Annotated in this window: 22 protein-coding genes and 1 tRNA gene; 2 read left to right on the top strand and 21 right to left on the bottom strand. The window is 69.9% G+C overall.

The window, feature by feature from the left end; all coding sequences use genetic code 11:
• Positions 1-20: 20 nt before the first annotated feature.
• The 21 genes from rpoB to C4U03_RS12070 form a co-directional block, all read right to left on the bottom strand.
• Complete coding sequence (gene rpoB, locus C4U03_RS12170; protein WP_103937821.1) at positions 21-3503, bottom strand: DNA-directed RNA polymerase subunit beta; 3483 nt, start codon at positions 3501-3503, stop codon at positions 21-23.
• 387 nt (positions 3504-3890) lie between these two features.
• A complete protein-coding gene (locus C4U03_RS12165) occupies positions 3891-4982 on the bottom strand; it encodes a hypothetical protein (protein ID WP_103937820.1) in 1092 nt (363 codons plus the stop codon).
• Positions 4979-5503 carry a hypothetical protein gene (locus C4U03_RS12160; protein ID WP_103937819.1) on the bottom strand — a complete coding sequence of 175 codons (525 nt, stop codon included), beginning with the start codon at positions 5501-5503 and terminating at the stop codon, positions 4979-4981. Before C4U03_RS12160 ends, C4U03_RS12165 begins: the two co-directional genes overlap by 4 nt.
• 13 nt (positions 5504-5516) lie before the next feature.
• Positions 5517-7016, bottom strand: a complete 1500-nt coding sequence (locus C4U03_RS12155; RefSeq protein WP_103937818.1) for an MCE family protein — start codon at positions 7014-7016, stop codon at positions 5517-5519.
• Positions 7013-8365 carry an MCE family protein gene (locus C4U03_RS12150; RefSeq protein WP_103937817.1) on the bottom strand — a complete coding sequence of 451 codons (1353 nt, stop codon included), beginning with the start codon at positions 8363-8365 and terminating at the stop codon, positions 7013-7015. The genes C4U03_RS12155 and C4U03_RS12150 overlap by 4 nt, the downstream gene beginning before the upstream one ends.
• The gene (locus tag C4U03_RS12145) at positions 8362-9663 is read right to left on the bottom strand and encodes an MCE family protein (RefSeq protein WP_235017793.1); all 1302 of its coding nucleotides are present in this window, start codon (positions 9661-9663) and stop codon (positions 8362-8364) included. The genes C4U03_RS12150 and C4U03_RS12145 overlap by 4 nt, the downstream gene beginning before the upstream one ends.
• A gap of 17 nt (positions 9664-9680) precedes the next feature.
• Positions 9681-10766: an MCE family protein gene (locus C4U03_RS12140; protein ID WP_103937815.1), complete on the bottom strand. Its 1086-nt coding sequence runs from the start codon at positions 10764-10766 to the stop codon at positions 9681-9683.
• A 79-nt stretch (positions 10767-10845) separates the two neighbouring features.
• Positions 10846-11877: an MCE family protein gene (locus C4U03_RS12135; RefSeq protein WP_103937814.1), complete on the bottom strand. Its 1032-nt coding sequence runs from the start codon at positions 11875-11877 to the stop codon at positions 10846-10848.
• Positions 11874-13202, bottom strand: a complete 1329-nt coding sequence (locus C4U03_RS12130; RefSeq protein WP_103937813.1) for an MCE family protein — start codon at positions 13200-13202, stop codon at positions 11874-11876. The genes C4U03_RS12135 and C4U03_RS12130 overlap by 4 nt, the downstream gene beginning before the upstream one ends.
• Positions 13203-13209: 7 nt before the next feature.
• Positions 13210-14058, bottom strand: coding sequence for an MlaE family ABC transporter permease (locus tag C4U03_RS12125; RefSeq protein WP_103937812.1), 849 nt, complete (start codon positions 14056-14058; stop codon positions 13210-13212).
• Positions 14059-14061: 3 nt separating this feature from the next.
• A complete protein-coding gene (locus C4U03_RS12120) occupies positions 14062-14919 on the bottom strand; it encodes an MlaE family ABC transporter permease (RefSeq protein ID WP_103937811.1) in 858 nt (285 codons plus the stop codon).
• On the bottom strand, positions 14916-16013 hold the full coding sequence (locus tag C4U03_RS12115) for an ABC transporter ATP-binding protein (RefSeq protein ID WP_103937810.1): 1098 nt from the start codon (positions 16011-16013) through the stop codon (positions 14916-14918). Before C4U03_RS12115 ends, C4U03_RS12120 begins: the two co-directional genes overlap by 4 nt.
• Positions 16014-16498: 485 nt before the next feature.
• Positions 16499-16885, bottom strand: coding sequence for a 50S ribosomal protein L7/L12 (gene rplL, locus C4U03_RS12110; protein ID WP_103937809.1), 387 nt, complete (start codon positions 16883-16885; stop codon positions 16499-16501).
• A 51-nt stretch (positions 16886-16936) separates the two neighbouring features.
• On the bottom strand, positions 16937-17503 hold the full coding sequence (gene rplJ, locus C4U03_RS12105; protein WP_103937808.1) for a 50S ribosomal protein L10: 567 nt from the start codon (positions 17501-17503) through the stop codon (positions 16937-16939).
• 332 nt (positions 17504-17835) lie between these two features.
• Complete coding sequence (locus C4U03_RS12100) at positions 17836-18702, bottom strand: LppX_LprAFG lipoprotein (protein WP_160146971.1); 867 nt, start codon at positions 18700-18702, stop codon at positions 17836-17838.
• Between the two features lie 134 nt (positions 18703-18836).
• Complete coding sequence (locus tag C4U03_RS12095) at positions 18837-19667, bottom strand: hypothetical protein (RefSeq protein WP_103937806.1); 831 nt, start codon at positions 19665-19667, stop codon at positions 18837-18839.
• 232 nt (positions 19668-19899) lie between these two features.
• On the bottom strand, positions 19900-20610 hold the full coding sequence (rplA, locus tag C4U03_RS12090) for a 50S ribosomal protein L1 (RefSeq protein ID WP_103937805.1): 711 nt from the start codon (positions 20608-20610) through the stop codon (positions 19900-19902).
• Positions 20611-20693: 83 nt separating this feature from the next.
• The gene (rplK, locus tag C4U03_RS12085) at positions 20694-21122 is read right to left on the bottom strand and encodes a 50S ribosomal protein L11 (RefSeq protein WP_103937804.1); all 429 of its coding nucleotides are present in this window, start codon (positions 21120-21122) and stop codon (positions 20694-20696) included.
• Between the two features lie 260 nt (positions 21123-21382).
• The gene (gene nusG / locus C4U03_RS12080) at positions 21383-22096 is read right to left on the bottom strand and encodes a transcription termination/antitermination protein NusG (protein ID WP_103937803.1); all 714 of its coding nucleotides are present in this window, start codon (positions 22094-22096) and stop codon (positions 21383-21385) included.
• 81 nt (positions 22097-22177) lie between these two features.
• Positions 22178-22429: a preprotein translocase subunit SecE gene (gene secE, locus C4U03_RS12075; protein WP_103937802.1), complete on the bottom strand. Its 252-nt coding sequence runs from the start codon at positions 22427-22429 to the stop codon at positions 22178-22180.
• 134 nt (positions 22430-22563) lie between these two features.
• Positions 22564-22636 (bottom strand) — tRNA-Trp (locus C4U03_RS12070).
• 233 nt (positions 22637-22869) lie between these two features.
• Here C4U03_RS12070 and C4U03_RS12065 point away from each other — a divergent pair.
• Positions 22870-24081, top strand: a complete 1212-nt coding sequence (locus tag C4U03_RS12065; RefSeq protein ID WP_103937801.1) for a pyridoxal phosphate-dependent aminotransferase — start codon at positions 22870-22872, stop codon at positions 24079-24081.
• A gap of 246 nt (positions 24082-24327) precedes the next feature.
• The gene (locus C4U03_RS12060) at positions 24328-25401 is read left to right on the top strand and encodes an adenosine deaminase (RefSeq protein ID WP_103937800.1); all 1074 of its coding nucleotides are present in this window, start codon (positions 24328-24330) and stop codon (positions 25399-25401) included.
• Positions 25402-25584: the final 183 nt, after the last annotated feature.

The raw sequence follows: 25584 nt of genomic DNA, 5'->3' as shown, positions 1-25584 counted from the left end.
CTATCTGTCCCCTTGTGTCCTCAGACCTCTTCGACACTGCTCGGCTCACGCCGGGACAGGTCGATGCCGAGCTCCTCCGCGGCGCGGAAGACGTCCTCGTCGGTGTCGCGCATCTCGATGGACATGCCGTCGCTGGAGAGCACCTCGACGTTGAGGCACAGCGACTGCATCTCCTTGATCAGCACCTTGAAGGACTCCGGGATGCCCGGCTCCGGGATGTTCTCGCCCTTGACGATGGCCTCGTAGACCTTCACGCGGCCCAGGACGTCGTCGGACTTGATGGTCAGCAGCTCCTGCAGGGCGTAGGCGGCGCCGTAGGCCTCCAGCGCCCAGACCTCCATCTCCCCGAAACGCTGGCCGCCGAACTGGGCCTTACCGCCCAGCGGCTGCTGCGTGATCATGGAGTAGGGGCCGGTCGACCGTGCGTGGATCTTGTCGTCGACCAGGTGGAGCAGCTTCAGGATGTAGATGTAGCCGACCGAGATCGGGTCCTTGAAGGGCTCGCCGGTGCGGCCGTCGAACAGCTTGGCCTTGCCGCCGGGGCCGACCATGCGCTGGCCGTCCCGGTTGGGCAGGGTGCTCTCGATCAGCCCGACGATCTCCTCCTCGCGGGCGCCGTCGAACACCGGGGTGGCGGCGTTGGTCCACGGCTCGGCCGCGTCCGCGCCGATGGCCTTGAGCTGGCGCTTCCACTCGGCGTCGTCGCCCTCGACCTTCCAGCCCCGGCTGGCCACCCAGCCCAGGTGGGTCTCCAGCACCTGGCCGACGTTCATCCGGCCGGGCACGCCCAGCGGGTTGAGCACGATGTCCACCGGGGTGCCGTCCTCCAGGAACGGCATGTCCTCCACCGGCAGCACCTTGGAGATGACGCCCTTGTTGCCGTGCCGGCCGGCCAGCTTGTCCCCGTCGGTGATCTTGCGCTTCTGCGCCACGTACACCCGGACCAGCTCGTTGACGCCCGGCGGCAGCTCGTCGCCCTCGTCGCGGGAGAACACCCGCACGCCGATGACCTTGCCCTGCTCGCCGTGCGGCACCTTCAGCGAGGTGTCGCGGACCTCACGGGCCTTCTCACCGAAGATCGCGCGCAGCAGCCGCTCCTCGGGGGTCAGCTCGGTCTCGCCCTTCGGGGTGACCTTGCCGACCAGGATGTCGCCGGGGACGACGTCGGCGCCGATCCGGATGATGCCGCGCTCGTCGAGGTCGGCCAGCACCTCCTCGGAGACGTTCGGGATGTCCCGGGTGATCTCCTCGGGGCCCAGCTTGGTGTCGCGGGCGTCGACCTCGTGCTCCTCGATGTGGATCGAGCTGAGCACGTCGTCCTGCACCAGGCGCTGGGACAGGATGATGGCGTCCTCGTAGTTGTGGCCCTCCCAGGGCATGAACGCCACCAGCAGGTTCTTGCCGAGCGCCATCTCGCCCTGGTCGGTGCACGGGCCGTCGGCGACGACCTGGCCGACCTCGACCCGCTGCCCCTCGTCCACGATGGGCTTCTGGTTGAAGCAGGTGCCCTGGTTGGACCGCTTGAACTTGGCGACCCGGTAGGTGGTGCGGGTGCCGTCGTCGTTCATCACGGTGACGTAGTCGGCGGAGACCTCCTCCACCACGCCGGACTTCTCCGCGAGGATCACGTCGCCGGCGTCGGTGGCGGCCCGGTACTCCATGCCGGTGCCGACCAGCGGCGCCTCGCTGCGCAGCAGCGGCACCGACTGCCGCTGCATGTTGGAGCCCATCAGCGCCCGGTTGGCGTCGTCGTGCTCCAGGAACGGGATCATCGCGGTGGCGACCGAGGTCATCTGCCGCGGCGAGACGTCCATGTAGTCGACCTCGCGCGGCGGCAGGAACTCGACCTCACCGCCCTTGGTGCGCACCAGGACGCGGGCCTCGGCGAAGGTGCCGTCGTCGTTCAGCGGCGAGTTGGCCTGCGCCTTGACGTAGCGGTCCTCCTCGTCGGCGGTCAGGTAGACGATCTCGTCGGTGACCTGGCCGTCGACGACCTTGCGGTACGGGGTCTCCACGAAGCCGAACGGGTTGACCCGCCCGTAGGCCGACAGCGAGCCGATCAGGCCGATGTTCGGGCCTTCCGGGGTCTCGATCGGGCACATCCGGCCGTAGTGGGACGGGTGCACGTCACGGACCTCGAAGCCGGCCCGCTCCCGGGACAGACCGCCCGGGCCCAGCGCCGACAGCCGGCGCTTGTGGGTCAGCCCGGCCAGCGGGTTGGTCTGGTCCATGAACTGCGACAGCTGGCTGGTGCCGAAGAACTCCTTGATGGAGGCCACCACCGGCCGGATGTTGATCAGGGTCTGCGGCGTGATCGCCTCGACGTCCTGGGTGGTCATCCGCTCGCGGACGACCCGCTCCATCCGGGCCAGGCCGAGCCGGACCTGGTTCTGGATCAGCTCGCCGACGGTGCGCAGCCGCCGGTTGCCGAAGTGGTCGATGTCGTCGGTCTCGACCGGCACCACGGCGCCGGACTCACCGGCGATCGCCAGCGCGGACTCCTCCTCGCCGGCGTGCAGCCGGACGAGGTACTCGATCGTGGCGACGATGTCGGTCTCGGTCAGGGTGCCCTGGTTCATGTCCAGGTCCAGGCCGAGCTTCTTGTTGATCTTGTAGCGGCCGACCTTGGCCAGGTCGTAGCGCTTGGGGTTGAAGTACAGGTTCTCCAGCAGGGTCTGCGCCGACTCCTTGGTCGGCGGCTCGCCCGGCCGCAGCTTGCGGTAGATGTCGAGCAGCGCGTCGTCCTGGCCGGAGGTGTGGTCCTTCTCCAGGGTGACGTTCATCGACTCGTAGGCGCCGAAGTGCTCGCGGATGCGGGCCTCGTCCCAGCCGAGCGCCTTGAGCAGCACGGTGACCGGCTGCTTGCGCTTGCGGTCGATGCGGACGCCGACGTTGTCGCGCTTGTCGATCTCGAACTCCAGCCAGGCGCCACGGCTGGGGATGACCCGGCAGCCGTAGATGTCCTTGTCGCTGGCCTTGTCCAGAGAGCGGTCGAAGTAGACACCGGGCGAGCGGACCAGCTGGGACACCACGACACGCTCGGTGCCGTTGATGATGAAGGTGCCCTTGGGGGTCATGAGCGGGAAGTCGCCCATGAAGACCGTCTGGCTCTTGATCTCGCCGGTCGAGTTGTTGATGAACTCCGCCGTGACGAACATCGGGGCGGAGTAGGTCATGTCCTTGTCCTTGCACTCCTCGACGGAGTACTTGGGCGGCTCGAACCGGTGGTCCCGGAACGACAGCGACATGGTTCCGGAGAAGTCCTCGATGGGACTGATCTCCTCGAAGATCTCCTCCAGGCCGGACTGGGTCGGGACACTCCGCCCACCGGCCAGTTGAGCCGCCTCGACGCGGGACTTCCACCTCTCGTTGCCCAGCAGCCAGTCAAAGCTGTTGGTCTGCAGAGCGAGGAGGTCCGGGACTTCGAGTGGTTCCTTGATACGCGCGAAGGAAACGCGGTTCGGACCGGTTGCGGTGTTCGAGGCGTTGCGCGAGGCTGCCAAGAGTGGTCCTTCCGAGGGCTCGCGGCGGTACTGGTGACGCGCAGGCCAGACCATCGCCGAGCAAGATCGTTAAAGCAGGTCCCATGGGTGCACGGACCGCGCACGGTTGATTTCTTGCACGAGGACAGTCAGAGGGCAGCGCAAAGGAGCAGTGTAGCCGAGTGCCACACCGCTGGCAACTCTGGCGCCGCAGTATGCATCACAGTTGCCTCGCAGCATCGCTCGTCTGAGCCTCGGAGTCAAGACCGGCCAGCGGTATTTCCCCCGCTGACCAGCAGTGAGGAAAGCCATAGTTTCGAGCGGGCGGCCCCTGCGGCGCCCCTCAGGCGCCTCGGCCCGCTCCCGGCATGTCCGGAAGCGGGCCTGCGGCGGGAACGCCCGGGACGGCTAGATCAGCTGAAGCTTCTCCACCAGCCAGCGGTCGTCGATCTTCTTCATGGTCAGCCGGAGCGTGTACTGGTGCGGCAGCCGCTCGACGGTGGAGGTCTTGGCGGTCTCCTGGTTGAGGAAGACCAGCGCCACCGCCGTGTTCCCGGACACCTGCTCGATGCCGGTCTTGAGGGCCACGCCCTCGGTGACGGTCTGCTCCTTGCGGGCGGTGCTCTTGACCCGCTCGGACTCCTTGACGAAGTCGTCGCGGAACTTGCCGGTGGTGTGCTCGGCCGCCCTGCGCAGGTCGGAGTCGACGGTGCGGTAGTCGTAGGACGACAGGTCCTGCGCGGCCTGGGCCGCTGCGAAGGCCACCTGCTTGCGGGCCTCCTCGGCACCGGACAACTGCCGGTCCTTGTGCCACAGCCAGCCCAGCGCCCCGCCCAGCGCCACCGTCAGGAGCAGCAGCACCACTCCGGAGACGCCCAGCCCGGCCCGGACGACCACCCGCCGCCGGGCGACGGGCTCGTCCTCGCCGTCCTCGTCGTCCTCGCCGACGCCGTCGACGTCTTCGGCCTCGTCGTCGGCGGCGGCGATCCCGGCGTCCCCCTCCGGCTCGGCCTCGGCCGGCTTCGCGACGGCGGCCTTCCGCCCGCTCTTCCCGGCGGCCGGGGTCTTCGCCTCGGCGTCGGTCTCGACGTCGCCGGCCTGTTCCTCATCGATCGCGGCGTCGGCGTCGGCTTCGGCGTCGGCCGGCTCGACGGAGGTCGACTTTGCGGCGGCGGGCTTCGCAGCGACCTCGGTGGCGACCGGCTCGGCGTCGCCGGACGCGTCGTCGTCCCGAACGTCGTCGTCCCGAACGTCGTCGGCCGGCGAATTCTCGTCCTCGGCGGCCCTGAGAGCCTCGGTGCCGCCCCCGGAGCCCTCGGTGGCCTTCTGGGAAGCCTCCGCCTCCTCAACCTCCCGCAGGGCGGCTCTGGCCTCCTCAGCTGCCTGTCTGGCCTGCTCGGCCAGTTCCTCGGCCCGCCGGGCGGCCTCCTCGGCCTTGCGCGCCTTGTCCGCCTTGTCCGCCTTGTCCGCGGAACGCTTGCCGCGACCGAGCATCGTCATGCGACCAGCCTCATGTTGGAAACGAGCCAGCGCCCGTCGGTGTTGGTCAGGTCGAACCGCCAACGGTGGTAGCGGGGCTGCCCCTGCGGGACCTTGGGGCTGGTGGCCATCGCGGTGATCGCCACGACCACCTCGGCGGAGTCGTCGTCCATCGACACCACGCCGGCCCGCACGTCCTGCACGGTGGTGGTGGTCTGCCCCTGCCGGGCGGCCTGGGCGATGTCCTTGGAGATGGTGGCCCACTGGTCCTTGGCCTCACCGGTCAGCCCACTCAGCACCCGGCCCAGGCTCTTGTCGATGTCGCGGTGGTCCAGGCTCTCCAGGTTGACGGCGGTCTGGCGGGCCGACTGCATGGCCGCGGCGCGCCGGTCCTCCTTGGCGTCGGCGCGCCACACCGACACGCCCAACAGCACGGTGAGCACCGCCAGCACCACGACCGCCGTGCCCAGCAGGCCGGTCACGACCGGGACGCTGACGACCCGCGCCGGCCGCCGCTCATCCCGCGATCGCCTGATCTTCACGCTGTCGGTCCCTTCATCGTGCCAGCGGGCCGAGCAGCAGCATCTTCCAGGAGGAGTCGCCCAGCAGCCGCTCCTGGCCACCGCTGTAACCCAGCAGGTACCGCTTGCCGTCCGGCCCGTACACCGCTCCGGTCGATGGATCGTACCCGGCCAGCTCCACGGATCCGGACGAAACCGGCACATAGAGGCTGTTACCGCTGAGGGTGGTGAGGCCGCCCTGCTCGCCGGTCTTCTTGTCGGCGGCCGGCCGTCCGGTGCCCTCGGAGCCCTGGGCGTTCGCGGCCTCGCCCGAGCCGGCGGTGCCGGTGGCGCCGCCCTCGGGGAACCCGGCGCCTTCGGTGGCGCCCTGCGGGACCCGCGGGTACGGCTGGCGGGCCTCCGGCGGGGTGTTGCGGGCGCCGCGGATGACCTTGTCGGAGTTCTTCGGCTCCTTGCAGCCGAGGTTCAGGGGGGTCTCCCGCTTCTCGGTGAACTGCGGCCAGCGCCGCTTGACCTGCTCGTACCCGGTGGTGCAGGGCGCCGGGGAGTCCAGGTTGAGCACCAGGCCCAGGTGCTGGGTGCCGTCGCCCGGCGTCACCGTGAACGCGCCCGCCACGGTGAGCGGGTAGAGGATGAACAGCGACCGGATGCCGGCGATCCGGGACGTCATGATCTGCCCGGTGGTGGTCAGGTTGGCCAGCAGCACCGGCAGGGTCGGCGACAGCTGCTCGATCAGCCTGGTGGCCTCGGCGCTGGCCGGGACGGTGGCGTCCAGGGTCGCGCGCAGGGCCGGGTCGTCGCGCCGCAGCTGCCCGGTCAGCACGTTGAGGTTGCGGGCGAACTCGTGGATGTGGCCGCCCATCTGGCGCTGGGTGTCCAGCACCGTCCGGCTGTTGTGCAGCAGCTCGGAGGTGTCCGGGTAGGCCTCCTCGGCGGTCTTCAGCAGCCGGTCGCTGTCGTCGAGGATGGCCTGCAGGTCGGCGGCCGACCCGTTGAACGCCTTGTCCAGCTCGTCCACGATGACGCGCAGGTGCTGCGGGTTGACCGAGGAGATCAGCTTGTCGACGTTGCGCAGCAACTCGGCGGTGGAGACCGGCAGGCGGGTGCGGTCGGCGGGGATGGTGTCGTAGCGGCCGCCGTCGCCCAGGTAGGGGCCGGCGGGCTCGCCGCCGGGGCCGGGCTTCTTGGTCGGCTGCAGGTCGATGTACTGCTCGCCGACCGCCGACCGGTTGCCGACGACCGCGATCGTGCCGTCCCAGGGGATCTTGCGGTCGCTGTTCATCAGCAGCTTGACCTTGATCCCGGTCTTGGTCAGCTCCATCGGGCCGACCCGGCCGACCGTCACCCCGCGGTAGGTGACCTCGGCGTTGGTGAACACGCCGCCGGAGTCGGTCAGGTCCACGTAGGCGGTGTACTGGTTCCCCAGCAGACCCCGGCCGATCCCGATGTAGCGGACCGCCACCACGCTGACCCCCAGGACGGTGATCAGCGCGAAGACCAGCAACTGGATCTTGACGCCGCGCTTGAGGATCACTGGTACCCCCCGGTCATCAGCTTGTAGAGGTCACTGGAGCCCTCCATGGGGGCCAGTGCCCGCGGCCTCGGAGCGGTGGACCCCGTGGGGGACGCGGTGGGGGCCGGGGCGGGCGTCCGGGCGCCGCCGGTGCCCGGTGTGTCGCCGGCGGGCGGTGCGGGCTGTGCCGGCAGGTCGGGCAGCACCCCCAGCGGCGGCTGCGGAACGCTCAGGCTCGGCGGCTTGAGCAGCAGCCGCATCTGCTCACCCTGCTGCGCCAGGTACTCCAGGTCGGTGCCGCCCAGCAGGTTGTGGGTGAGGTTCTTCATGTCCAGGTCGATCGTCATGTGCAGGTTGCCGTAGTCACCGCGCAGCACGTTGGAGAACGTGGCCGGGAACGGGAACGTCAGCATGGTCTCCAGCGCCTTGGGCAGATTGGCGCCGGCCTTGTTCAGGTTGCGCAGCGTGGTGTCCAGCGACCTGAGGTTGGCGACCAGGTCGGCCTGGGAGGCGTTGATCACCCGGGTGGTGGTGCGGCTCAGCTTGTCCAGGCTGACCAGCATCTTGGTCAGGTCGGCCCGGTTGCGGTTGAGGATGTCGATCGCCGGGCCGGTCCGGTCGATGGTGTCGGCGATGGTGGCCCGCTCGTCGGCCAGCTTCTTGCTCAGCCGGTCGATGCTGTCGATGGCCCGCACGATGGCGGCGCGGTTGGTGTCCAGGGTGCCCACGAAGGTGTCCACCCGGTGCAGCACCGACTTGATGGTGCCGGTGCGCCCGTTCATCGCCGCGTTCAGCTCGTGGGTGATGGTGGAGACCTGCTCCAGGCCACCGCCGTTGAGCAGCAGCGACATCGCCGACAGCACCTCTTCGATCTCGGCGCCGCGGCTGGTGCGGGTGATCGGGATCAGGTCGCCGTCGCCGAGCCGGTTCGCCGAGGGGGCCTCGCCCGCCGGCGGCGACAGCGCGACGAACTTCTCGCCGAGCAGGCTGGTCTGGGTGATGCTGGCGCGGGCGTTGTCGGGCAGGTTGACGTCGCGGCGCAGCTTGAACGTGACGACCGCTTGCCAGGACTGGCCCGGGGCCGTGCCGCGGGCGAGCTCGACCTCGGTGACCTTGCCGACCGACACGTCGTTCAGCTTGACCACCGACTGCGGCACCAGGTCCAGGACGTTGGCGAACTCGGCGCGGACCGTGACGGGCCGGTCGCCGAGGTCGGGGCCGCCGGGCAGCGGGATGGAGTCCACCCCGCGGAACCCGCAGCCCGACAGCGCCAGTGCCGCGGCGGTCGCCCCCGCCGCCAGGCCCAGCCGCGCGGGCCGGCGTCGCAGGCCCGCCGAGCCCGCCGAGCGGGTCCGGGTCACCCGGCTCATTGGCCACCTCCCGGCAGCAGCGAGCGGAAGTCGCCGCCGCGCCGCTGCGTGTCGCCGTTGGGGTCGGTCGTCCCCGCGCCGGTGTTGCGGTTGTTGCCGGCCGCGTTCACGACGCCCTTGCCGCCCTTGCGGGGGTTGCGCGGGTCGTTGGGGCCGTAGGCGTCCGGCGGGATCGGCTCGGGGTCGTAGTGCGTGGTCAGCGCGGTGACCCAGGACAGGTCCAGGCTCAGGTGGGTGAGCGCGTCGCCGAAGGAGTCGTAGGGCTTCATGAAGTCCAGGCACTGCTTGGCGGGGGTGCCGACCGAGTAGGCCAGCGAGCAGATCCAGTCGGCCAGGTTCCCCAGGTTCTGCGACAGGTTGGCGCGGGTGTTGATGGTGCCGCTGATGGGGTCGTAGGCGCGGGCCAGGTTGTTGATGGCGAGCGGGGCGGTCTCGAAGAACTCGGTCAGCGACTTGCGCTGCTTGACCAGCACCCCGGTGATCTGGGCCAGCTGCCGTACGTTGGTCGACAGCTCGCCGCGGTTGTCCTTGATGAAGCGCTGGACGTTGCGCAGCGTGGGGCCGAGGGTGTTCAGCGCCGCCGACAGTTCCTCGCGCTCGGCGGCCAACTGGCCCGACACTCCGGCCAGGTGCTGGTTGAACTGGCGGATCTGCTGGTCACTGCGGACCATCGCGGCGGTGATGACCCTGAGGTTCTCGATCGTGGTGGCCACGTCCTCGCGGTCCTCGCTGAGGGTGGACAACATCCGCGAGGTGTCGGCGATGGTCTGGCGCAGGTCCTCGCCCTGGCCCTCGAAGGTGTCGGCGCCGACCTGCAGCAGCCGCGACAGGGAGCCGTCGGAGTTGGCGCCCTCGGGGCCGAGCGCCTTGCTCAGGTCGTTGAGGCTGCCGCCGACCTCGTCCACCTCGACCGGCACGGCGGTGCGGTCGGTGCCCAGCGTCACGCCGTCGGGCAACGTCGGCCCGCCCTTGTAGACGGGGGTGAGCTGGATGAACCGGTCGGAGACCAGGGTCTGGCTGACGATCACCGCCTGGGCGTCGGCCGGCACCTTGCGGCGGGCCTCGTAGGTCATCTCCACCAGCACCGCGTCGCCCTTGGGGGTGACCTTGGTGACCTTGCCGACGGGGATGCCCAGGATCCGCACGTCCGCGCCCGGGTACAGGCCCACGGCCCGTTCGAAGTAGGCCGTCAGCCGGCGCTGCGGCGGCTCCTGGAGCAGCACGACGGCCGCGGCGACCAGCGCCGCGACGACGACGAGCACGCCGCCGAGCCTCAGGATGGTTCCAGATCTGCGCACAGTGGTGTCCTGCCTGCTCACGGGAGGAAGGGCAGCGGGTTGTCCTTGCTGGGCCGGGGGGTGCTGCTCGGCTGCCCGGTCCCCGGCCGGCCGCCCGCGTCGCCCGTGCCGCCGGCGCCGCCGTTGCCGCTCGGGGCGTTCTTGATGGAGGCCGGGATCGGGAGGAGGTTCTGGATGTAGTTGTCGAACCAGCGGCCCGAGCCGGTGGCGTCGGCGAACTGGCGGGTGAACGGCCCGTACAGCTCCAGCATCCGGTCCAGGCTCCGCTGGTTGCGCAGCAGCACGTCGTTGACCCGCTTCAGGTTGTCCAGCATCGGCCGCAGCTGTGCCTCGTTCTCCGAGATCAGCGCGTTGACCTGCTGGGACAGCAGCACGGTGCGGACCAGCAGCTGGTGGATCACCTCCCGGCGGGCCTGCACCGCCTGCAGGATGCGGTCGCCGTCGTCGACCAGCCGGGCGAAGTCGGCGTTGCGGTCGGCCAGCAGCTGGGAGACGCTCCTGGCCCGGTCGGCCAGCTCGTGCAGCTCGGTGTCGCGGGAGGAGATGGTCTCCGACAGCCGGCGCAGCCCCCGCAGTGACGCCCGGATCTCCTCAGGGGAGTTCTCGAACGTGTCGGCCAGCGTCTGGAACGAACGGGCCACCTCCCGGTGGTCGATCTGGTCGACCTGCCGGCTGAGGTCGTTGATGGCCGGGACCACGTTGTAGGGGACGGAGGTACGGCTGAGCGGGATCTCCCGGTTCAGCCGCCCGGTGCCGCGCGGCACCAGCGCCAGGTAGTGCGCCCCCAGCATGGTCTTGATCTTGATCTCGGCGCGGGTCAGGTCGCCCAGCCGGACCCCGTCCTCCTCGATCCGGAAGGTGACCTTGACGTGGTCGCCGGCCAGGTCCAGCCCGGTGACCTTGCCGACCCGCACGCCGGCGACCCGGACCTCCTCGCCGCTGCGCAGCCCGGCGGCCTCGCTGAACTGGGCGCTGTAGGTCGGACCGCCGCCCAGCAGCGGCAGGTTCCCGAGGTTGGCCGCCAGCACCATCAGCACCGCGATGATCCCGAACGAGATCAGCCCGATCGGCACCGGATTGCGTTCCCGGAACGGCACCCTCATGGCCGCTCCCCCCTCGTCACGCGGGCGCCGCGGGCCGCAACGGCCCGAGCGCGCTCCTGGGCTCGCCGCTCAGGCATCGCTACTTGCACCTCGCGTTCTCGTTCTGGATCCGCGGCGTCCGGTAGACCGGGCCGCCCGGCAGGGCGATGCGCGCGTCCAGCCCGCAGATGTAGAAGTTGAACCAGGAGCCGTAGGACGAGGCCGCCATCAGCTCCTCCATCCGGTTGGGGGTGCGCTCGAACAGCCGGTCCAGGTCCTTTTCGTGGTCGCCCAGGGTGTCGGCCAGCTTGTTCAGCCCGGCGATGTCGTTCTTCAGCCCCGGCCGCACGTCCTTGAGCAGGTCGGTGGTGGTGCCGGTGAGCTGGTTGATCGCCGCCACCGAGTCGAAGATCGCCTCGCGGTCGGCGGCCAGCCCGCCGACCAGCCCGCGCAGGTCGGTGATCATCTTGTCGACCTGGTCATGCCGGGAGTCGATGGTGCCCAGCACGGTGTTGAGGTTGTCGATGACCTGCCCGATGACCTGGTCCCGGTTGGCCAGGGTGTTGGTCAGCGAGGCCACGTGCGCCAGCACACTGTTGACCGTGCCGGCCTCGCCCTGCAGGGTCTGCACGATCTGCATGGCCAGCGTGTTGACCTCCTGCGGGTCCAGCGCCTTGAACAGCGGCCGGAACCCGTTGAACAGGACGGTCAGGTCCAGGGCGGGCCTGGTGCGCTCCTTGGGGATGGTCTCGCCCGGCCGCAGGTACTCGCCCGCGGTGCCGGGGGCGTCGTCGGTCAGTTCGATGTAGCGCTGCCCGACCAGGTTGCGGTACCGCAGGTTGAGCTGCACCGAGCGGGGCAGGCCGGCGCGGAACACGCCGTCCTTGTTGACGCTGAAGGTGACCTCGGCCTCGGTGCCGCGCAGTTTGATGTCCTCGACCTGGCCGACCCGCACCCCGGAGGCGCGCACGTCGTCGTTCTCCAGCAGCCCGGCCACATCGGTGAAGATCGCCTTGTAGCGCACCGACTCGGTGAAGCGCACGTTGGCGATGGTGAGCGCCAGGAGTCCGGTCACCAGCGCGGTGACCGCCACGAAGACGCCCAGCTTGAGGGCGGCGCTCGCGGTCCTCATCGAATCGTCACCACCGATCCGTCATCCAGCAGCGGCCCGTACAGCAGCACCGCCGCGTCGGAGACCTGGTCGGACGAGGTCCGCGTCAGCGGTCCCACGATGCTCTTGATCCGGTCGCGGGCCGACATCTCGGTGCCCGGGTCCACGAACACTCCGGAGGCGGCGCGGTTGCGGTGCCCCGGCGGCAGCGGCTCGTCCGGGTCGTGCGGGTCCTTCCACCACAGGTCGTCCTCGGTGCCGTCCAGCGCCAGATAGTCCGCGGAGGGGACCTTGGGGTTGGGCAGGCCGTAGCAGCGCGGGCCCCGGTGGTCCTTCATCTCCGGCAGGTCCAGCGGGTTCTTGTAGGCCGGCCGCGGCTTGACGATCTCGACGGTGACGTTGAAGGTCGGGGTCTTGCCGCCGCCGGCCTCCTCAGCCTGCGGCTGCAACTTGACCATGCCCTCGAACACGCACGACAGCGACGGCGAGTACTTGGCGAACAGCTCCAGCACCTGCCGGTTGGCGATGTTGAAGCCGACCACCTTGGGGCCGTTCTCCTGCATGAACCGGTCGCCCTTGACCGCCAGCCCGGTGACCGCCGGGATCAGGTCCTCGATGGTCTGCCGCTTGTCGGTGATCGTCTTGCTGGTGACGTTGAGGTTGCGCAGCGTCTGCAGCAGGTCGGGGGCGGCCGAGTCGTAGATGTCGGCCACGTCCGCCAGTGCCTTGAGGTCGTACACCAGCGTGGGCAGCTCGGGGTTGAGCTTGCGCAGCAGCGAGTCGACCTGCTCCAGGTTGCGGCCGATCTGGTCGCCGCGGCCCTCTAGCGCGGTGGCGATGGCGTTCAGCGTGGCGTTCAGCTTGGCCGGCTCCACCGCCCGCAGCACCGGCAGCAGGTTGTTGAGCACCTGGTCGACCTCCACCGCCGCCTGGGAGGTGTCCTGCCGGATCACCGCGCCCGAGCGCAGCCCCGCCGGTCCCCCGCCGCCGGCCGGGACCTGCAGGTCCACGTACTTCTCGCCGAACAGCGTCTTGGGCAGCAGCCGCGCGGTGACGCCGCCCGGGATCAGCCTGGCCTTGTCCGGGTCCAGCGCCAGGTCCAGCACGGCGCCGTCCGCGGTGGCGTGCGTGGCGCGCACCTCGCCGACGATCAGCCCGCGCACCTTGACGTCCGAGCGCGGCAGCAACTGCAGCCCGGCCCGCTGGGTGTGCACCTTCACGTGGACGGCCGGGGTGAGCGCCTTGTTGAACAGCGCCACCGCCAGGACCAGCAGCAGCACGATCACCAGCATCATGGCCAGGCCGTAGACGCGGTAACGCGCCTGCTGCGACATGCCGGTACTCATCTGCCCGTCACCCCGCGATCCGTACGGAGGTCGTCGCGCCCCAGATCGCCATGCCCAGGAACAGGTCGGCCAGGTTGATGACCACGATGCTGGTACGCACCGCGCGGCCCACCGCGACGCCGACGCCGGCCGGGCCGCCGCTGGCGTGGAAGCCGTAGTAGCAGTGGATCAGCATGACGAGGATGGCGAAGACGATCACCTTGCCGAACGACCAGAGGATGTCGTACGGCGGTAGGAACAGGTTGAAGTAGTGGTCGTAGGTGCCGGTCGACTGCTCGTAGAAGGTGGTCACGATCAGCCGGGTGGCCAGGTAGGAGGCCAGCAGGCCCACCACGTACAGCGGGATCACCGCGATCATCCCGGCCAGCAGCCGGGTGGTCACCAGGAACGGCACGGTGGGGACCGCCATGACCTCCAGCGCGTCGATCTCGTCGGAGATCCGCATGGCGCCCAGTTGCGCGGTGAAGCCGCAGCCCACCGTCGCCGACAGCGCCAGCGCGCTGACCAGCGGCGCCAACTCCCGGGTGTTGAAGTAGGAGGAGACGAACCCGGTGTAGGCGGCGGTGCCGATCTGGTTGAGGGAGTTGTAGCCCTGCAGGCCGACCTGGCTGCCGGTGAAGAACGTCATGAAGCCGACGATCGCCACGCTGCCGCCGATCACCGCCAGCCCGCCGGTGCCGAGGCTGACCTCGGCCAGCAGGCGCAGCACCTCGGTGCGGTAGCGGCGCAGCACCCGGAAGACCCAGGCGAACGCGCGCGCGTAGAACGACAGCTGGTGGCCGAAGTCCTCGACCCGTTCGAGAGGAGCGTTGACCGCCTTGGCGACGGCCCGGCCCCCCTTGGGAGGGGCTGCCATGGGTTACATCCCCTTCTGCGGCACGAGCTGGAAGTACAGGGCGCTGATCAGGAAGTTCTCCAGGAACAGCAGCATGAAGGTGATGACCACGGTCTGGTTGACCGCGTCGCCCACGCCCTTGGGCCCGCCCTTGGCGTTCAGGCCCTTGTAGGCCGCCACCAGCCCGGCGGTGATTCCGAAGAAGAACGCCTTGACCTCCGCCTGGATCAGGTCGGGCAGCTGCGCCATCGCATTGAACGAGGCCAGGTAGGCGCCGGGGGTGCCGTCCTGCAGCACCACGTTGAAGAAGTAGCCGCCCATCAGGCCGACCACCGACACCAGCCCGTTGAGGAACAGGCCGATGAAGGCGCAGGCCAGCATCCGGGGGACCACCAGGCGGTGCAGCGGGTTGATGCCCAGCACCTCCATGGCGTCGATCTCCTCGCGGATCTTGCGGGAGCCGATGTCGGCGCACATGGCCGAGCCCGCCGCACCGGCGATCAGCAGCGCGGTGACCAGCGGGCTGGCCTCGCGGACGATCGCCACCACGGCGGTGGCGCCAGTGAACGACTGCGCGCCCAGCTGCCGGATCAGCCCGCCGACCTGCAACGACAGGATCGCGCCGAACGGGATGGCGACCAGCATGGTGGGGATCGCCGTCACACTGACGATGAACCAGGACTGCTCAATGAACTCGCGCCACTGCACGGGGCGCTTGAACATCGCCCGGAACGTGTCCAGGCACAGGGCGAAGAACCGGCCGGGCTCCTTGATGGCGACGTTCACCAGGCCGTCGCTGAACTTCGTCAGCCGGCCGGGGCCCTTGCCGCTCTCCCTGGTCTGATCCGCTCCCTGGTTCGCGCCGATACCAGGAGTGGTCATCTGTGCGGGCCTCCTGCGGGGGGCATGCCGGGCTTCGGGCCGTGCGGGTGCTGCGGCGGCGGGCCGGGCGGCGGGGCCTGGCCCGGTCCGGCGGCGGCCCCGACCGGCCCCATGGTGGCCACGTAACGCGGCCACTCCTCGATCCAGTTGCGGCCCGTCTCGTCAACGAACGACCCGGGCGGCGGCTGTACGCCGTGCGCGCGCAGCCAGGCGCCGGGCGGGGACTGCGCCGGGCGGACCCGGCCGTCGCTGGGCATCAGCTGCGGCGGGATCGGAGGCAGCCGGCCCGGGTCGGCGCCCATGCGGGCCTCGGCCTCCAGTTCGGAGACGTCCTTCTCCTCCGACATGCCGATGGGGCCCTGCCGGCGGGCGTTGAGGAACTGCCGGACCACCGGCTCCTCGCTGGACAGCAGCATCTCGCGCGGGCCGAACATCACCAGTTCGCGGCGGAACAGCAGGCCGATGTTGTCGGGCACCGTACGGGCGGTGTTGATGTCGTGGGTGACGATCAGGAACGTGGCGTTGATCTGCGCGTTCAGATCGACGATCAGCTGGTTCAGATAGGCGGTGCGGACCGGGTCCAGACCGGAGTCCGGCTCGTCGACCAGCAGGATTTCCGGGTCCAGTACCAGCGCGCGGGCCAGGCCGGCGCGCTTCTTCATCCCGCCGGAGATCTCGCCCGGGAGCTTCTTCTCGGCCCCGAGCAGGCCGACCATCTCCATTTTCTCCAGGACGATCCGCTTGATCTCCGACTCGGACTTGCGGGTGTGCTCGCGCAGCGGGAAGGCGATGTTGTCGAACAGGTTCATCGACCCGAACAGCGCGCCGTCCTGGAACAGCACCCCGAACAGCTTGCGGGTGTCGTAGAGCTGCCCTTCCGGTAGGTACGGCAGATTGCGGTCGCCGATCCAGATGTTGCCGCGGTCCGGCTTGAGCAGCCCGACCAGCGACTTGAGGAACACGGACTTACCGGTGCCGGAGGGCCCGAGGAGGACGGAGATCTCTCCTGCGGGCAGGGTCAGCGACACGTCCTGCCAGATGACCTGACGGCCGAAGGACTTGGTCAGCCCCTCGACACGGATCTCGACGCCCACTCGTCACCTTCCGTCCAGGCCGGGGGATTCCCGGAACCAAAGTTCGAGCGTTGCCGGGGCCGCGGGCCCCGAAGCTGTCGTCACTTGGGGTGTCCGCCGACTTACTACTAACGGGTAGCTGTGGCGGGTGCCACTACGGTAGCGGTCATTGCGGGAAATGGAAGGGGTTCATCTCAGTATCTGTGACAAACCATAACGTCGTAAGCCAATCGTTACTTACATCGCGCCACCCGCCGGTCACCCGGGAACACGCGCCTCGATCCGGGCGCCGGAGAGTCTGTCGGCGGCCGCGGTGGGAGGATCCGGGAGCCCGGCCGTGGGCGTGAGACTACGCCCGGCTGTGACGGCTCACAAGCCCCTGACGCCCCTGGAAACACAGCAGGACGCCCCTGGAAATACAGCAGGCGGCCGTCCCCACCCGCAGGTGGGGACGGCCGCCTGTGCGTACCGAGCGGCTGCGCACAGCGCAGCCGGAACGGTCGGTGCTACTTGACGGAAACCGTCGCGCCGGCCTTCTCCAGGGCCTCCTTGGCCTTGTCGGCGGTCTCCTTGTTGACCTTCTCCAGCAGCGGCTTGGGAGCGCCGTCCACCAGGTCCTTGGCCTCCTTGAGGCCCAGGCTGGTCAGCGCGCGGACCTCCTTGATGACCTGGATCTTCTTGTCGCCGGCGGCCTCGAGGATGACGTCGAACTCGTCCTTGACCTCGGCCTCCTCGGCCGGGGCGGCCGGGCCGACCGGGCCGACGGCGGCCGCGACGGGCGCGGCGGCCTTGACGTCGAAGACCTCTTCGAACTGCTTCACGAACTCCGACAGCTCCAGGAGGGTCATCTCCTTGAACGCGTCGAGCAGCTCGTCGTTGCTGAGCTTGGCCATGTGTGTTTCCTCCGTACGGCTCTAACGTGCGATCTGGTGAGACCGCGGGTTTCAGTCCTCGGCGGGCGTCTCGTCGGCGGCCGGCGCAGCGGCCTCGCCCGACTCCTCGCGCTTGGCCCGCAGCGCGTCCGCCAGCAGCGCCAGCTGCGTGGGCAGGGCGTTGAAGGTCGCGGCGGCGTTGGCCATCGACGCCTTCATCGCGCCCGCCAGCTTGGCGAGCAGCACCTCGCGCGACTCCAGGTCGGCGAGCTTGGTGACGTCGGCGGCGTCCATCGCCTTGCCCTCGACGACACCGCCCTTGATCACCAGCAGCGGGTTGGCCTTGGCGAAGTCGCGCAGGCCCTTGGCGGTCTCGACCACGTCGCCCTTGACGAACGCGATCGCCGACGGGCCGGCCAGCAGCTGCGAGAACTGCTCGTCGATCCCGGCGGCGTCCGCCGCGCGCTTGGTCAGCGTGTTCTTGACCACGGCGAACTTCGCATTCTCACCGAGGTTGCGGCGCAGCTCGCCCAGCTGCGCCACGGTGAGCCCGCGGTACTCGGTCAGTAGGGCGCCGTTCGAACTGGTGAACTCTTCGGTGAGTTCGGCGATCGCGGCAGCCTTGTCGGCCTTCGCCATGGGCCTCCTTCCGATTACCTAGGGATCCAGGCCGCCGGAGGAAGGACCGGAGAAAACACAGACGCCCCGGGCGCAGGCGCACGGGGCGTGGAGGCGGCCGTGTACGGAACACGGACGCGACAGCACTCTCGTCTCACCTACGCGGGCCGTCCGCATTTTCAGCGGACCTTCGGCCGCCCAGGCGGGCGACGACCGGCGGTCTTCGGCAGTCAACAAGGGTACGCGGCCACGCCCCGGTCGCCAAATCGACCGGAACGCGACCGCGCGGACTCCGGCATCGCCGCCCGCACCGGCCGCCCGGGTGGGCGCGGGCGGGCGGGCGCCGGGTGGGGCTACCGGCCGCCGAGGAAGCGACCGAGCTGGTCGGTCACGTCGCCGACCTGGTCGGACGGCGGGGCGTTCACCGTCACCGGCTCGCCGAAGTCGCGGTACAGGACGGTCACCGTCGAGGTGTCGCGGCCGTCGGCGGTGCCCTTGACCACCAGCTTGCGCGGCAGGTTCTCAGAGTCGACCCACACGTCGAAGCTCAGCCGGTCCGAGCCGTCGGTGTGCCACTGGCGGACCTTCTCCCGCGCCTGCGGGTCGAGCCGGTTCAGCGCGTCCTCGAAGGTCACCGTCCCCGCGTAGTGGACGGTCTTGACCCCCTCGACCTCCTCCTCGCCGACCCGGCGCGCGTCCTTGGAGCCGGTGAGCATCTTGGTCTGCTCGGCGGGGTTGATCCGCTGCACCGCGTTGGTGATCTGGTCGAAGCTGAAGCCGGCCCGCTGTCCCACCTGGTCGACGTTCAGCCGCAGCCACGGCTTGTCGATGCCCGCGAGCTGGGCCAGCTGCGGCACCTTGGCGTACAGCGCGCCGTCCACCAGGATCGCCTGGCCGCCGGCGCCCGGCAGCGTCTGGCCACCCATCCTCGCCTCCTTCAGCGTGGCGCTGAAGGCCAGGGACGGCCGCAGCCGCACGTTGCCCGAACCCCGGATGGTGGCGCCTTCACCGGCGTCGGTGATCGTGAGGTCGGCCTCGAACGTGTCCGCCTGGCCGGTCCGCTCCGACGCCTTCACCAGCGCGGTATTGGCCGACAGCCTGATCGTGCCGGATGAGCCGGAGCCGTCCCCGGACCCGCCCAGGCATCCGGTGAGGGAGATGACCATGGTGGTGCCCACGGCCGCGGCCGCGGTCGCCCGGAGGGCCATTCGGCGTCCCATGAGGGGTCCTCTCTGTTGCCCTTTACCTGTTCTGACTGAGATCCAGTGTCGCCAGAGCAGGTTCGGGCAGCATCCCCCGCTGGTACGAATACCCCTGAATCCCCTACCCCTTGGGTCGTACGGGATTCCCCAGGCTATCGGTACGTGCCGAACGTGGAGCGGACCGTCACCGTCACGGTCCGTTCGTCGACCAGCATCGTGAACAGGCTTGGGCATCCCTTGCCGTCCGCCACGACCTCGACCTTCGTCGCGGTGTCGGGCGGAACGGTCTTGAGCACCTCGTCCGCCAGGTTCTGCGGCAGGAACCCGACCATCTGCCCCACGGTGGACGCCCCGCCGTAGCGAGTGAGCCCGGCGGCGTTGGGCCCCTTCCGGGTCGCTCCGGGCAGCGAGGCCACCGTGAACGTGATCAGCCTTGGGTCGGAGGCCGCCTTCATCTGGGCCAGCTGCCGCTCGGTCAGCTTCGTCTTGGTCCACTTCGTCCCGTCGAAGGCCGACAGCGTGTCGCCCTTGATGAGCACCCGCAGCGGCGAGCTGGTGGTCTCCTGGCCCACGGTCCGCTCGTGCAGCCCCTCGGTGCTCTGCCCGAACCGGGGCGCCAGCACCACCCGGGACGCCTCGTTCACCCGCTCGCCGCCGCCGTCGATCTTCCGCCGGAGCCGGCCGTCGGTGGTGCGGGTGAAGGAGTTGACGGTGAACGGCTCGGCCGTCGGCGTAGCGCTCGGACCGCCGGTGGGCGGCACCGGCGTCCCGGTCCCGGCCGGGACGAACGCCGCGATCGAGGGGGGCGCCGACGGGGTCCGCGACGCCGTCGGACCGGGCCGGTAGGCGGCCGCCGAGGGCAGCTCTCCGGGCGCCTTGGGGTCCGCCTGACCGGCCTTGATCGCCACGAGCAGCACGGTGGGCACGACGGCGACCGCCGCCACTGCCGCGACCGCGATGATCCGGTCGGCTCGACGGTTCACGGTTCTCCATCCCTGGCGCGGACGCCGCCGCCACTGGTGACACGCGAGGGTCGTTCCGGAGCAGCCGACCCACCGATAACAGAACGAGGATGGGTGATCCTACCGCTCCAGGACGGGCGTTTCCGGATATGTCACCATTTGTTCTCGGTGCGACCGGCGGCCCGAACGCCGAAGGGGCGCCCCCGGAGGACCGGGGACGCCCCTTGCGGGCCTATGACGCGAGGTGGCCGGGTCAGGCCAGCTCTGCGGTCAGGTTGCGGACCACGTTCGGGTCGACCGGGATGGACGGGCCCATCGAGGTGGTGATGGCGGCCTTCTTGATGTACCGGCCCTTGGCCGCCGCCGGCTTGAGCCTGGTGATCTCGTCGATCGCCGCCGCGTAGTTCTCCACCAGCTGGCGGTCGTCGAAGGACGCCTTGCCGATGATGAAGTGCAGGTTGGCGTGCCGGTCCACGCGGAACTCGATCTTGCCGCCCTTGATGTCGGACACGGCCTTGGCCACGTCCATGGTGACCGTGCCGGTCTTCGGGTTGGGCATCAGGCCGCGCGGGCCCAGCACCCGGCCCAGCCGGCCGACCTTGCCCATCATGTCCGGGGTGGCGACCACCGCGTCGAAGTCCAGGAACCCGCCCTGGATCCGCTCGATGAGGTCGTCGGTCCCCACGTAGTCGGCACCGGCCTCGCGGGCCTCGTCCGCCTTGGCGCCACCGGCGAAGACCAGCACCCGGGCGGTCTTACCGGTGCCGTGCGGCAGGTTGACGGTGCCGCGGACCATCTGGTCGGCCTTGCGCGGGTCCACGCCGAGCCGCAGGGCGACCTCGACGGTGGCGTCGAACTTGGTCACCGAGGTCTTGCGGGCCAGCCCCACGGCCTCGGCCGGCGTGTAGAGCCGGTCGCGGTCGATCAGCTCGGTGTTCCTGCGGTAGGTCTTGCTGCGCTTCATGGTGTCCTCCGGGAAATGAGGTTCGTGGTACGGGCCAGCGCTCGGCCCTTCCACCGGGCGTGTGGTGGACGCCCGTCAGGCGCCTACTTGACCTCGATGCCCATCGACCGGGCGGTGCCGGCGATGATCTTCTCGGCGGCCTCCAGGTCACGGGCGTTCAGGTCGGGCATCTTGGTCTGCGCGATCTCCCGGACCTGGTCCCGGGTGATCGAGCCGACCTTGGTCTTGTGCGGCTCGCCGCTGCCCTTCTCGATCCCGGCGGCCTTGAGGATCAGCTTGGGTGCCGGCGGGGTCTTGGTGACGAAGGTGAACGAGCGGTCCTCGTAGATGGTGATCTCTACGGGGATGACGTTGCCGCGCTGCGACTCGGTGGCCGCGTTGTACTGCTTGCAGAAGTCCATGATGTTGACGCCGTGCGGACCGAGCGCGGTACCGACCGGCGGCGCGGGGGTGGCGGCCCCGGCCTGCAACTGGACCTTCACGACGGCAGAGATCTTCTTCTTGGGAGGCATGCGCGCCTTCCTCTCGTTCCTGTTTCACCTGGCCCCGACTCCCGCCTTCACGCGGGCAACGTGGCGGCCGGAACACATCCGCCACGTAGGGACCTTGAAATTCCGCCGTCTCCGCTCATGCGGATCCGGCGTCACCGCACCCGCCGTTCAGCCGTGCGGAACCATCCCCGCAGGTGCGGGGCCGGCAGCCGGCCGTCGACGACCGCGCTGACGGGGTCGTCCCCGCGGGTGCGGGGCCGACCCAAGCCTATGCGAGCAGGTCAGATCTTGGAGACCTGGTTGAAGGACAGCTCCACCGGGGTCTCCCGGCCGAAGATCGACACCAGGACCTTCAGCTTCTGCTGCTCGACGTTGATCTCGTTGACCGTGGCGGGCAGCGTGGCGAACGGGCCGTCCATGACGGTGACCGACTCGCCGACCTCGAAGTCCACCGTGGCGGTGACCTTCGCCTGCTCCTTGACCTTGGCCTTCTCCTCCGGCTCGGGGGCCAGCAGGTTGGCCACCTCGTCCAGGCTCAGCGGGGAGGGCTTGTTGAGCAGGCCCACGAAGCCGGTGACGCCGGGGGTGTTGCGGACCGCGGCCCACGACTCGTCGGTCAGGTCCATCCGCACCAGGATGTAGCCCGGCAGCACCTTCTCGTTGACCTTCTGCCGCTTGCCCTGCTTGATCTCGGTGACCTCGTGCTGGGGCACCTCGACCTGGAAGATGTAGTCCTCCATGTTCAGCGACTGGGTCCGGGTCTCGATGTTGGTCTTGACCCGGTTCTCGTAGCCGGCGTAGGAGTGCACGACATACCAGTCGCCCGGTTGCATGCGCAACTGCATCTTGAAGTCGGCGTACGGGTCCTCGGCCGGAGTCTCCTCGACGGCCTCGACCTCGTCGTCCTGGGGGGTCTCCGCCGGCTCGACCGCAGCCTCCTGCGCAGAACGGGGCTCTTCGACGGCCTCGTCGTGGGGCTGTGGGGACTCGGACACGGTGACTCTTCTCTCGTTTTCGGTGGCGGAATAGGCGAACTGCGGCGCACGGGCCGGATCGGCTCGGCCGAAGACGGCGAATCAGCCGAAGATGGCGAAGATGCCCTGCTGCAGGGCCCAGTCCAGACCGGCGACGATCCCCACCATGACCAGCACGAAGACCAGCGACACCAGGGTGTAGTTGATCAGCTCGCTCCGGGTGGGCCAGATCACCTTGCGCAGCTCGGCGATGATCTGGCGGACGAACAGGGCAGGGGAGGTCCGCTTACCGGCGGACTTCTTCTCCTTGTCCTTGTCCTCGGTCGCGGGCTCGCCGCGCATCTCAGTCGCCATCGCCGTTCACCTATCGGTCGTGAATCAACCACTTGATCCCGTGGCCCGTGCGCGCCCGCCCCGTGACGTGCCCGCCGATGCCCCGCTCAGGCGTGACACCGGCGAAGACGCACTGGTGCGGGCACCGCACTTCGCAGGGCAGGAGGGACTCGAACCCCCAACCGCCGGTTTTGGAGACCGGGACTCTACCAATTGAGCTACTGCCCTTCGCTCCCCCGATCGAGACCGGGGTGGACGCGTCCCAGCTTACGGCCTGCCCGTGAGCACGCCAGCATGCGGAACCCGCCACTAGCCGACGAGTGTACGTGGACGATCCCCCGGAGTCGAACCAAAGGCCGTCGACACCTTCCGCGAGTCGTCCGCGCCCGCCCCGCGACCTGCCCGGACGCCGGTCCGGCATCCGGCTGAACCCGCCGCCGCACGTCTGGAACGATGGACTCATGAGCAGCGACCGATCTCGAATCTCCGCGCGCATCGCCGCGATCTCCGAGTCCGCCACGCTGGCCGTGGACGCCAAGGCCAAGGCGCTGAAGGCCGCGGGCCGGCCGGTCATCGGGTTCGGCGCCGGCGAGCCCGACTTCCCCACCCCGGACTACATCGTCGAGGCGGCGGTGACCGCCTGCCGGGTGCCGCGCTTCCACAAGTACACCCCGGCCGGCGGGCTGCCCGAGCTGCGCACCGCCATCGCCGAGAAGACCGCCCGCGACTCCGGCCTGCAGGTGGACGCCTCTCAGGTGCTGGTCACCAACGGCGGCAAGCAGGCGGTGTACCAGGCGTTCGCCGCGCTGCTGGACCCGGGTGACGAGGTGCTGGTCCCGACCCCGTACTGGACCACCTACCCCGAGTCGATCAAGCTGGCCGGCGGGGTCCCGGTGGACGTGGTGGCCGACGAGACCACCGGCTACCGGGTGAGCGTCGAGCAGCTGGAGGCGGCCCGCACCGACCGCACCAAGGTGCTGCTGTTCGTCTCCCCGTCCAACCCGACCGGCGCGGTCTACTCCCGCGACCAGGTGGCCGAGATCGGCCGGTGGGCCGACGAGCACGGCCTGTGGGTGATCACCGACGAGATCTACGAGCACCTGGTCTACGGGAACGCCGAGTTCACCTCGATGCCGGTGGTGGTGCCCGAGCTGGCCGACCGGACGCTGGTGCTCAACGGGGTGGCCAAGACCTACGCGATGACCGGCTGGCGGGTGGGCTGGCTGATCGGCCCGCAGGACGTGGTCAAGGCCGCCACCAACCTGCAGTCGCACGCCACCTCCAACGTCGCGAACGTGTCGCAGGCGGCGGCGCTGGCGGCGGTGACCGGCGACCTGGCGGCGGTCGCCGAGATGCGCGCGGCCTTCGACCGGCGCCGCCAGACCATGGTCCGGATGCTGAACGAGATCCCGGGCGTGGTCTGCCCCGAGCCGGAGGGCGCCTTCTACGCCTACCCCTCGGTCAAGGGGGTGCTCGGCAAGGAGATCCGCGGCAAGCGCCCGGCCACCACCGTCGAGCTCGCCGAGCTGATCCTGAGCGAGGCCGAGGTGGCGCTGGTGCCCGGCGAGGCGTTCGGCACCCCGGGCTACTTCCGGCTGTCCTACGCCCTCGGTGACGAGGACCTGGTCGAGGGCGTCAGCCGGGTCGCCAAGCTGCTGTCCGAGGCGAGCTGACCCGACGAGACGACCGCGCACCTCAGAACGCCTCGGCCCCGCACGGGGCCGAGGCGTTCGTCAGCCGGTCGCCTTGATAGATCATCTGTGCTCCCTTCGAGGCGAACGCCTACGCCTGGGACGGTCGTCGGGTTGCCCGCATCCGGGTGCGCGATGGTCACGGGTGACCATTCGCGCATGGCCCGGGCGGGTGGTCTTGGCGGGACCAGTGTCAAGGCAGGTGGCCGGATCCGGCAAAGTTGGTTCATGCGGGCCGATTCATCTTCCACTCGTCCGATTCGCGCGCTCCCCAAGGCGCATCTGCATCTGCACTTCACCGGCTCGATGCGGCACTCCACGCTGGTGGAGCTGGCCCGGCGGCACGGGGTGCACCTGCCGGAGGCGCTGGTGGAGGACTGGCCGCCCCGGCTGCGCGCCACCGACGAGCGCGGCTGGTTCCGGTTCCAGCGGCTGTACGACATCGCCCGGTCGGTGCTGCGTGAGCCCGAGGACGTCCGGCGGCTACTGCGCGAGGCGGCCGAGGACGAGGCCGCCGAGGGGTCGGGCTGGCTGGAGATCCAGGTGGACCCGAGCGGCTACGCGGGGCGCTTCGGCGGGCTGACACCCACGGTGGAGCTGGTGCTGGACGCGGCCCGGGAGGCGGAGGCGGCGACCGGGGTCGGCATCGGCATCGTGATCGCCGCCAACCGCACCCGGCACCCGCTGGACGCCAGGACGCTGGCCCGGCTGGCGGTGCGGTACGCCGGCCGCGGGGTGGTCGGGTTCGGCCTGTCCAACGACGAGCGGCGGGGCCGGGCCTACGACTTCGAGGGCGCGTTCCGCATCGCCCGCCGGGCGGGGCTGCTGTCCACGCCGCACGGCGGGGAGCTGCTGGGCCCGGCGAGCGTGCGCGAGTGCCTGGAGATCCTGCACGCGGACCGCATCGGGCACGGCGTACGGGCCGTCGAGGACCCGGCGCTGCTCAGCCGCGTCATCGAGCGGGGGGTGGTGCTGGAGGTCTGCCCGGCTTCCAATGTGGCGCTGGGGGTGGCTCCGTCGGCCGCCGCGGTGCCGGTGCGGGCCCTGTACGAGGCCGGTGCGCGGCTGGCGCTGGGCGCCGATGACCCGCTGCTGTTCGGCTCCCGGCTGGCCAGGCAGTACGAGCTGGCGCGCACCGAGCACGGCTTCACCGACGCGGAGCTGGCCGACCTGGCCCGCGCGTCGGTCACCGGCTCGGTGGCCCCGGCCGAAATCCGCAAACGGCTGCTGGACGGCATCGACGCCTGGCTCGCCGCACCCCCCTCCGTCCCGGCCGACACGGCACACCCGGCGTTCACCTAGTCCGGCGTCCACCACCGCCCACCGTGCCCGCTCCCCCGGCAGATCCCACTGATCTTGACGTTGTCGTCGTCTGAACGCGGTTCGGAGCGCATTAACGTCAAGATCGGCGAAGGTACGGCGGTCACGGGACCCGGCGAAGGTATGGGCGGCCGCACCGGCCTCGTTGGTGATGGGCGGGCTCGT

The organism is Thermomonospora echinospora, assembly GCF_900108175.1.
Lineage (GTDB): Bacteria > Actinomycetota > Actinomycetes > Streptosporangiales > Streptosporangiaceae > Thermomonospora > Thermomonospora echinospora.
The sequence above is the reverse complement of the archived record's forward strand: the minus strand, read 5'-3'. Positions and strand labels throughout refer to the sequence as shown.

Bases quoted from the DNA above. Each gene is read 5' to 3' on its own strand.
- rplJ (WP_103937808.1), bottom strand. From the start codon at position 17,503: ATGGCGAAGGCCGACAAGGCTGCCGCGATCGCCGAACTCACCGAAGAG.
- C4U03_RS12130 (WP_103937813.1), bottom strand. From the start codon at position 13,202: ATGAGTACCGGCATGTCGCAGCAGGCGCGTTACCGCGTCTACGGCCTG.
- C4U03_RS12060 (WP_103937800.1), top strand. From the start codon at position 24,328: ATGCGGGCCGATTCATCTTCCACTCGTCCGATTCGCGCGCTCCCCAAG.
- C4U03_RS12150 (WP_103937817.1), bottom strand. From the start codon at position 8,365: ATGAGCCGGGTGACCCGGACCCGCTCGGCGGGCTCGGCGGGCCTGCGA.
- rplK (WP_103937804.1), bottom strand. From the start codon at position 21,122: ATGCCTCCCAAGAAGAAGATCTCTGCCGTCGTGAAGGTCCAGTTGCAG.
- rplA (WP_103937805.1), bottom strand. From the start codon at position 20,610: ATGAAGCGCAGCAAGACCTACCGCAGGAACACCGAGCTGATCGACCGC.
- C4U03_RS12125 (WP_103937812.1), bottom strand. From the start codon at position 14,058: ATGGCAGCCCCTCCCAAGGGGGGCCGGGCCGTCGCCAAGGCGGTCAAC.
- C4U03_RS12140 (WP_103937815.1), bottom strand. From the start codon at position 10,766: ATGAGGGTGCCGTTCCGGGAACGCAATCCGGTGCCGATCGGGCTGATC.
- C4U03_RS12135 (WP_103937814.1), bottom strand. From the start codon at position 11,877: ATGAGGACCGCGAGCGCCGCCCTCAAGCTGGGCGTCTTCGTGGCGGTC.
- C4U03_RS12165 (WP_103937820.1), bottom strand. From the start codon at position 4,982: ATGACGATGCTCGGTCGCGGCAAGCGTTCCGCGGACAAGGCGGACAAG.
- rplL (WP_103937809.1), bottom strand. From the start codon at position 16,885: ATGGCCAAGCTCAGCAACGACGAGCTGCTCGACGCGTTCAAGGAGATG.
- C4U03_RS12120 (WP_103937811.1), bottom strand. From the start codon at position 14,919: ATGACCACTCCTGGTATCGGCGCGAACCAGGGAGCGGATCAGACCAGG.
- C4U03_RS12100 (WP_160146971.1), bottom strand. From the start codon at position 18,702: ATGGGACGCCGAATGGCCCTCCGGGCGACCGCGGCCGCGGCCGTGGGC.
- secE (WP_103937802.1), bottom strand. From the start codon at position 22,429: ATGGCGACTGAGATGCGCGGCGAGCCCGCGACCGAGGACAAGGACAAG.
- C4U03_RS12065 (WP_103937801.1), top strand. From the start codon at position 22,870: ATGAGCAGCGACCGATCTCGAATCTCCGCGCGCATCGCCGCGATCTCC.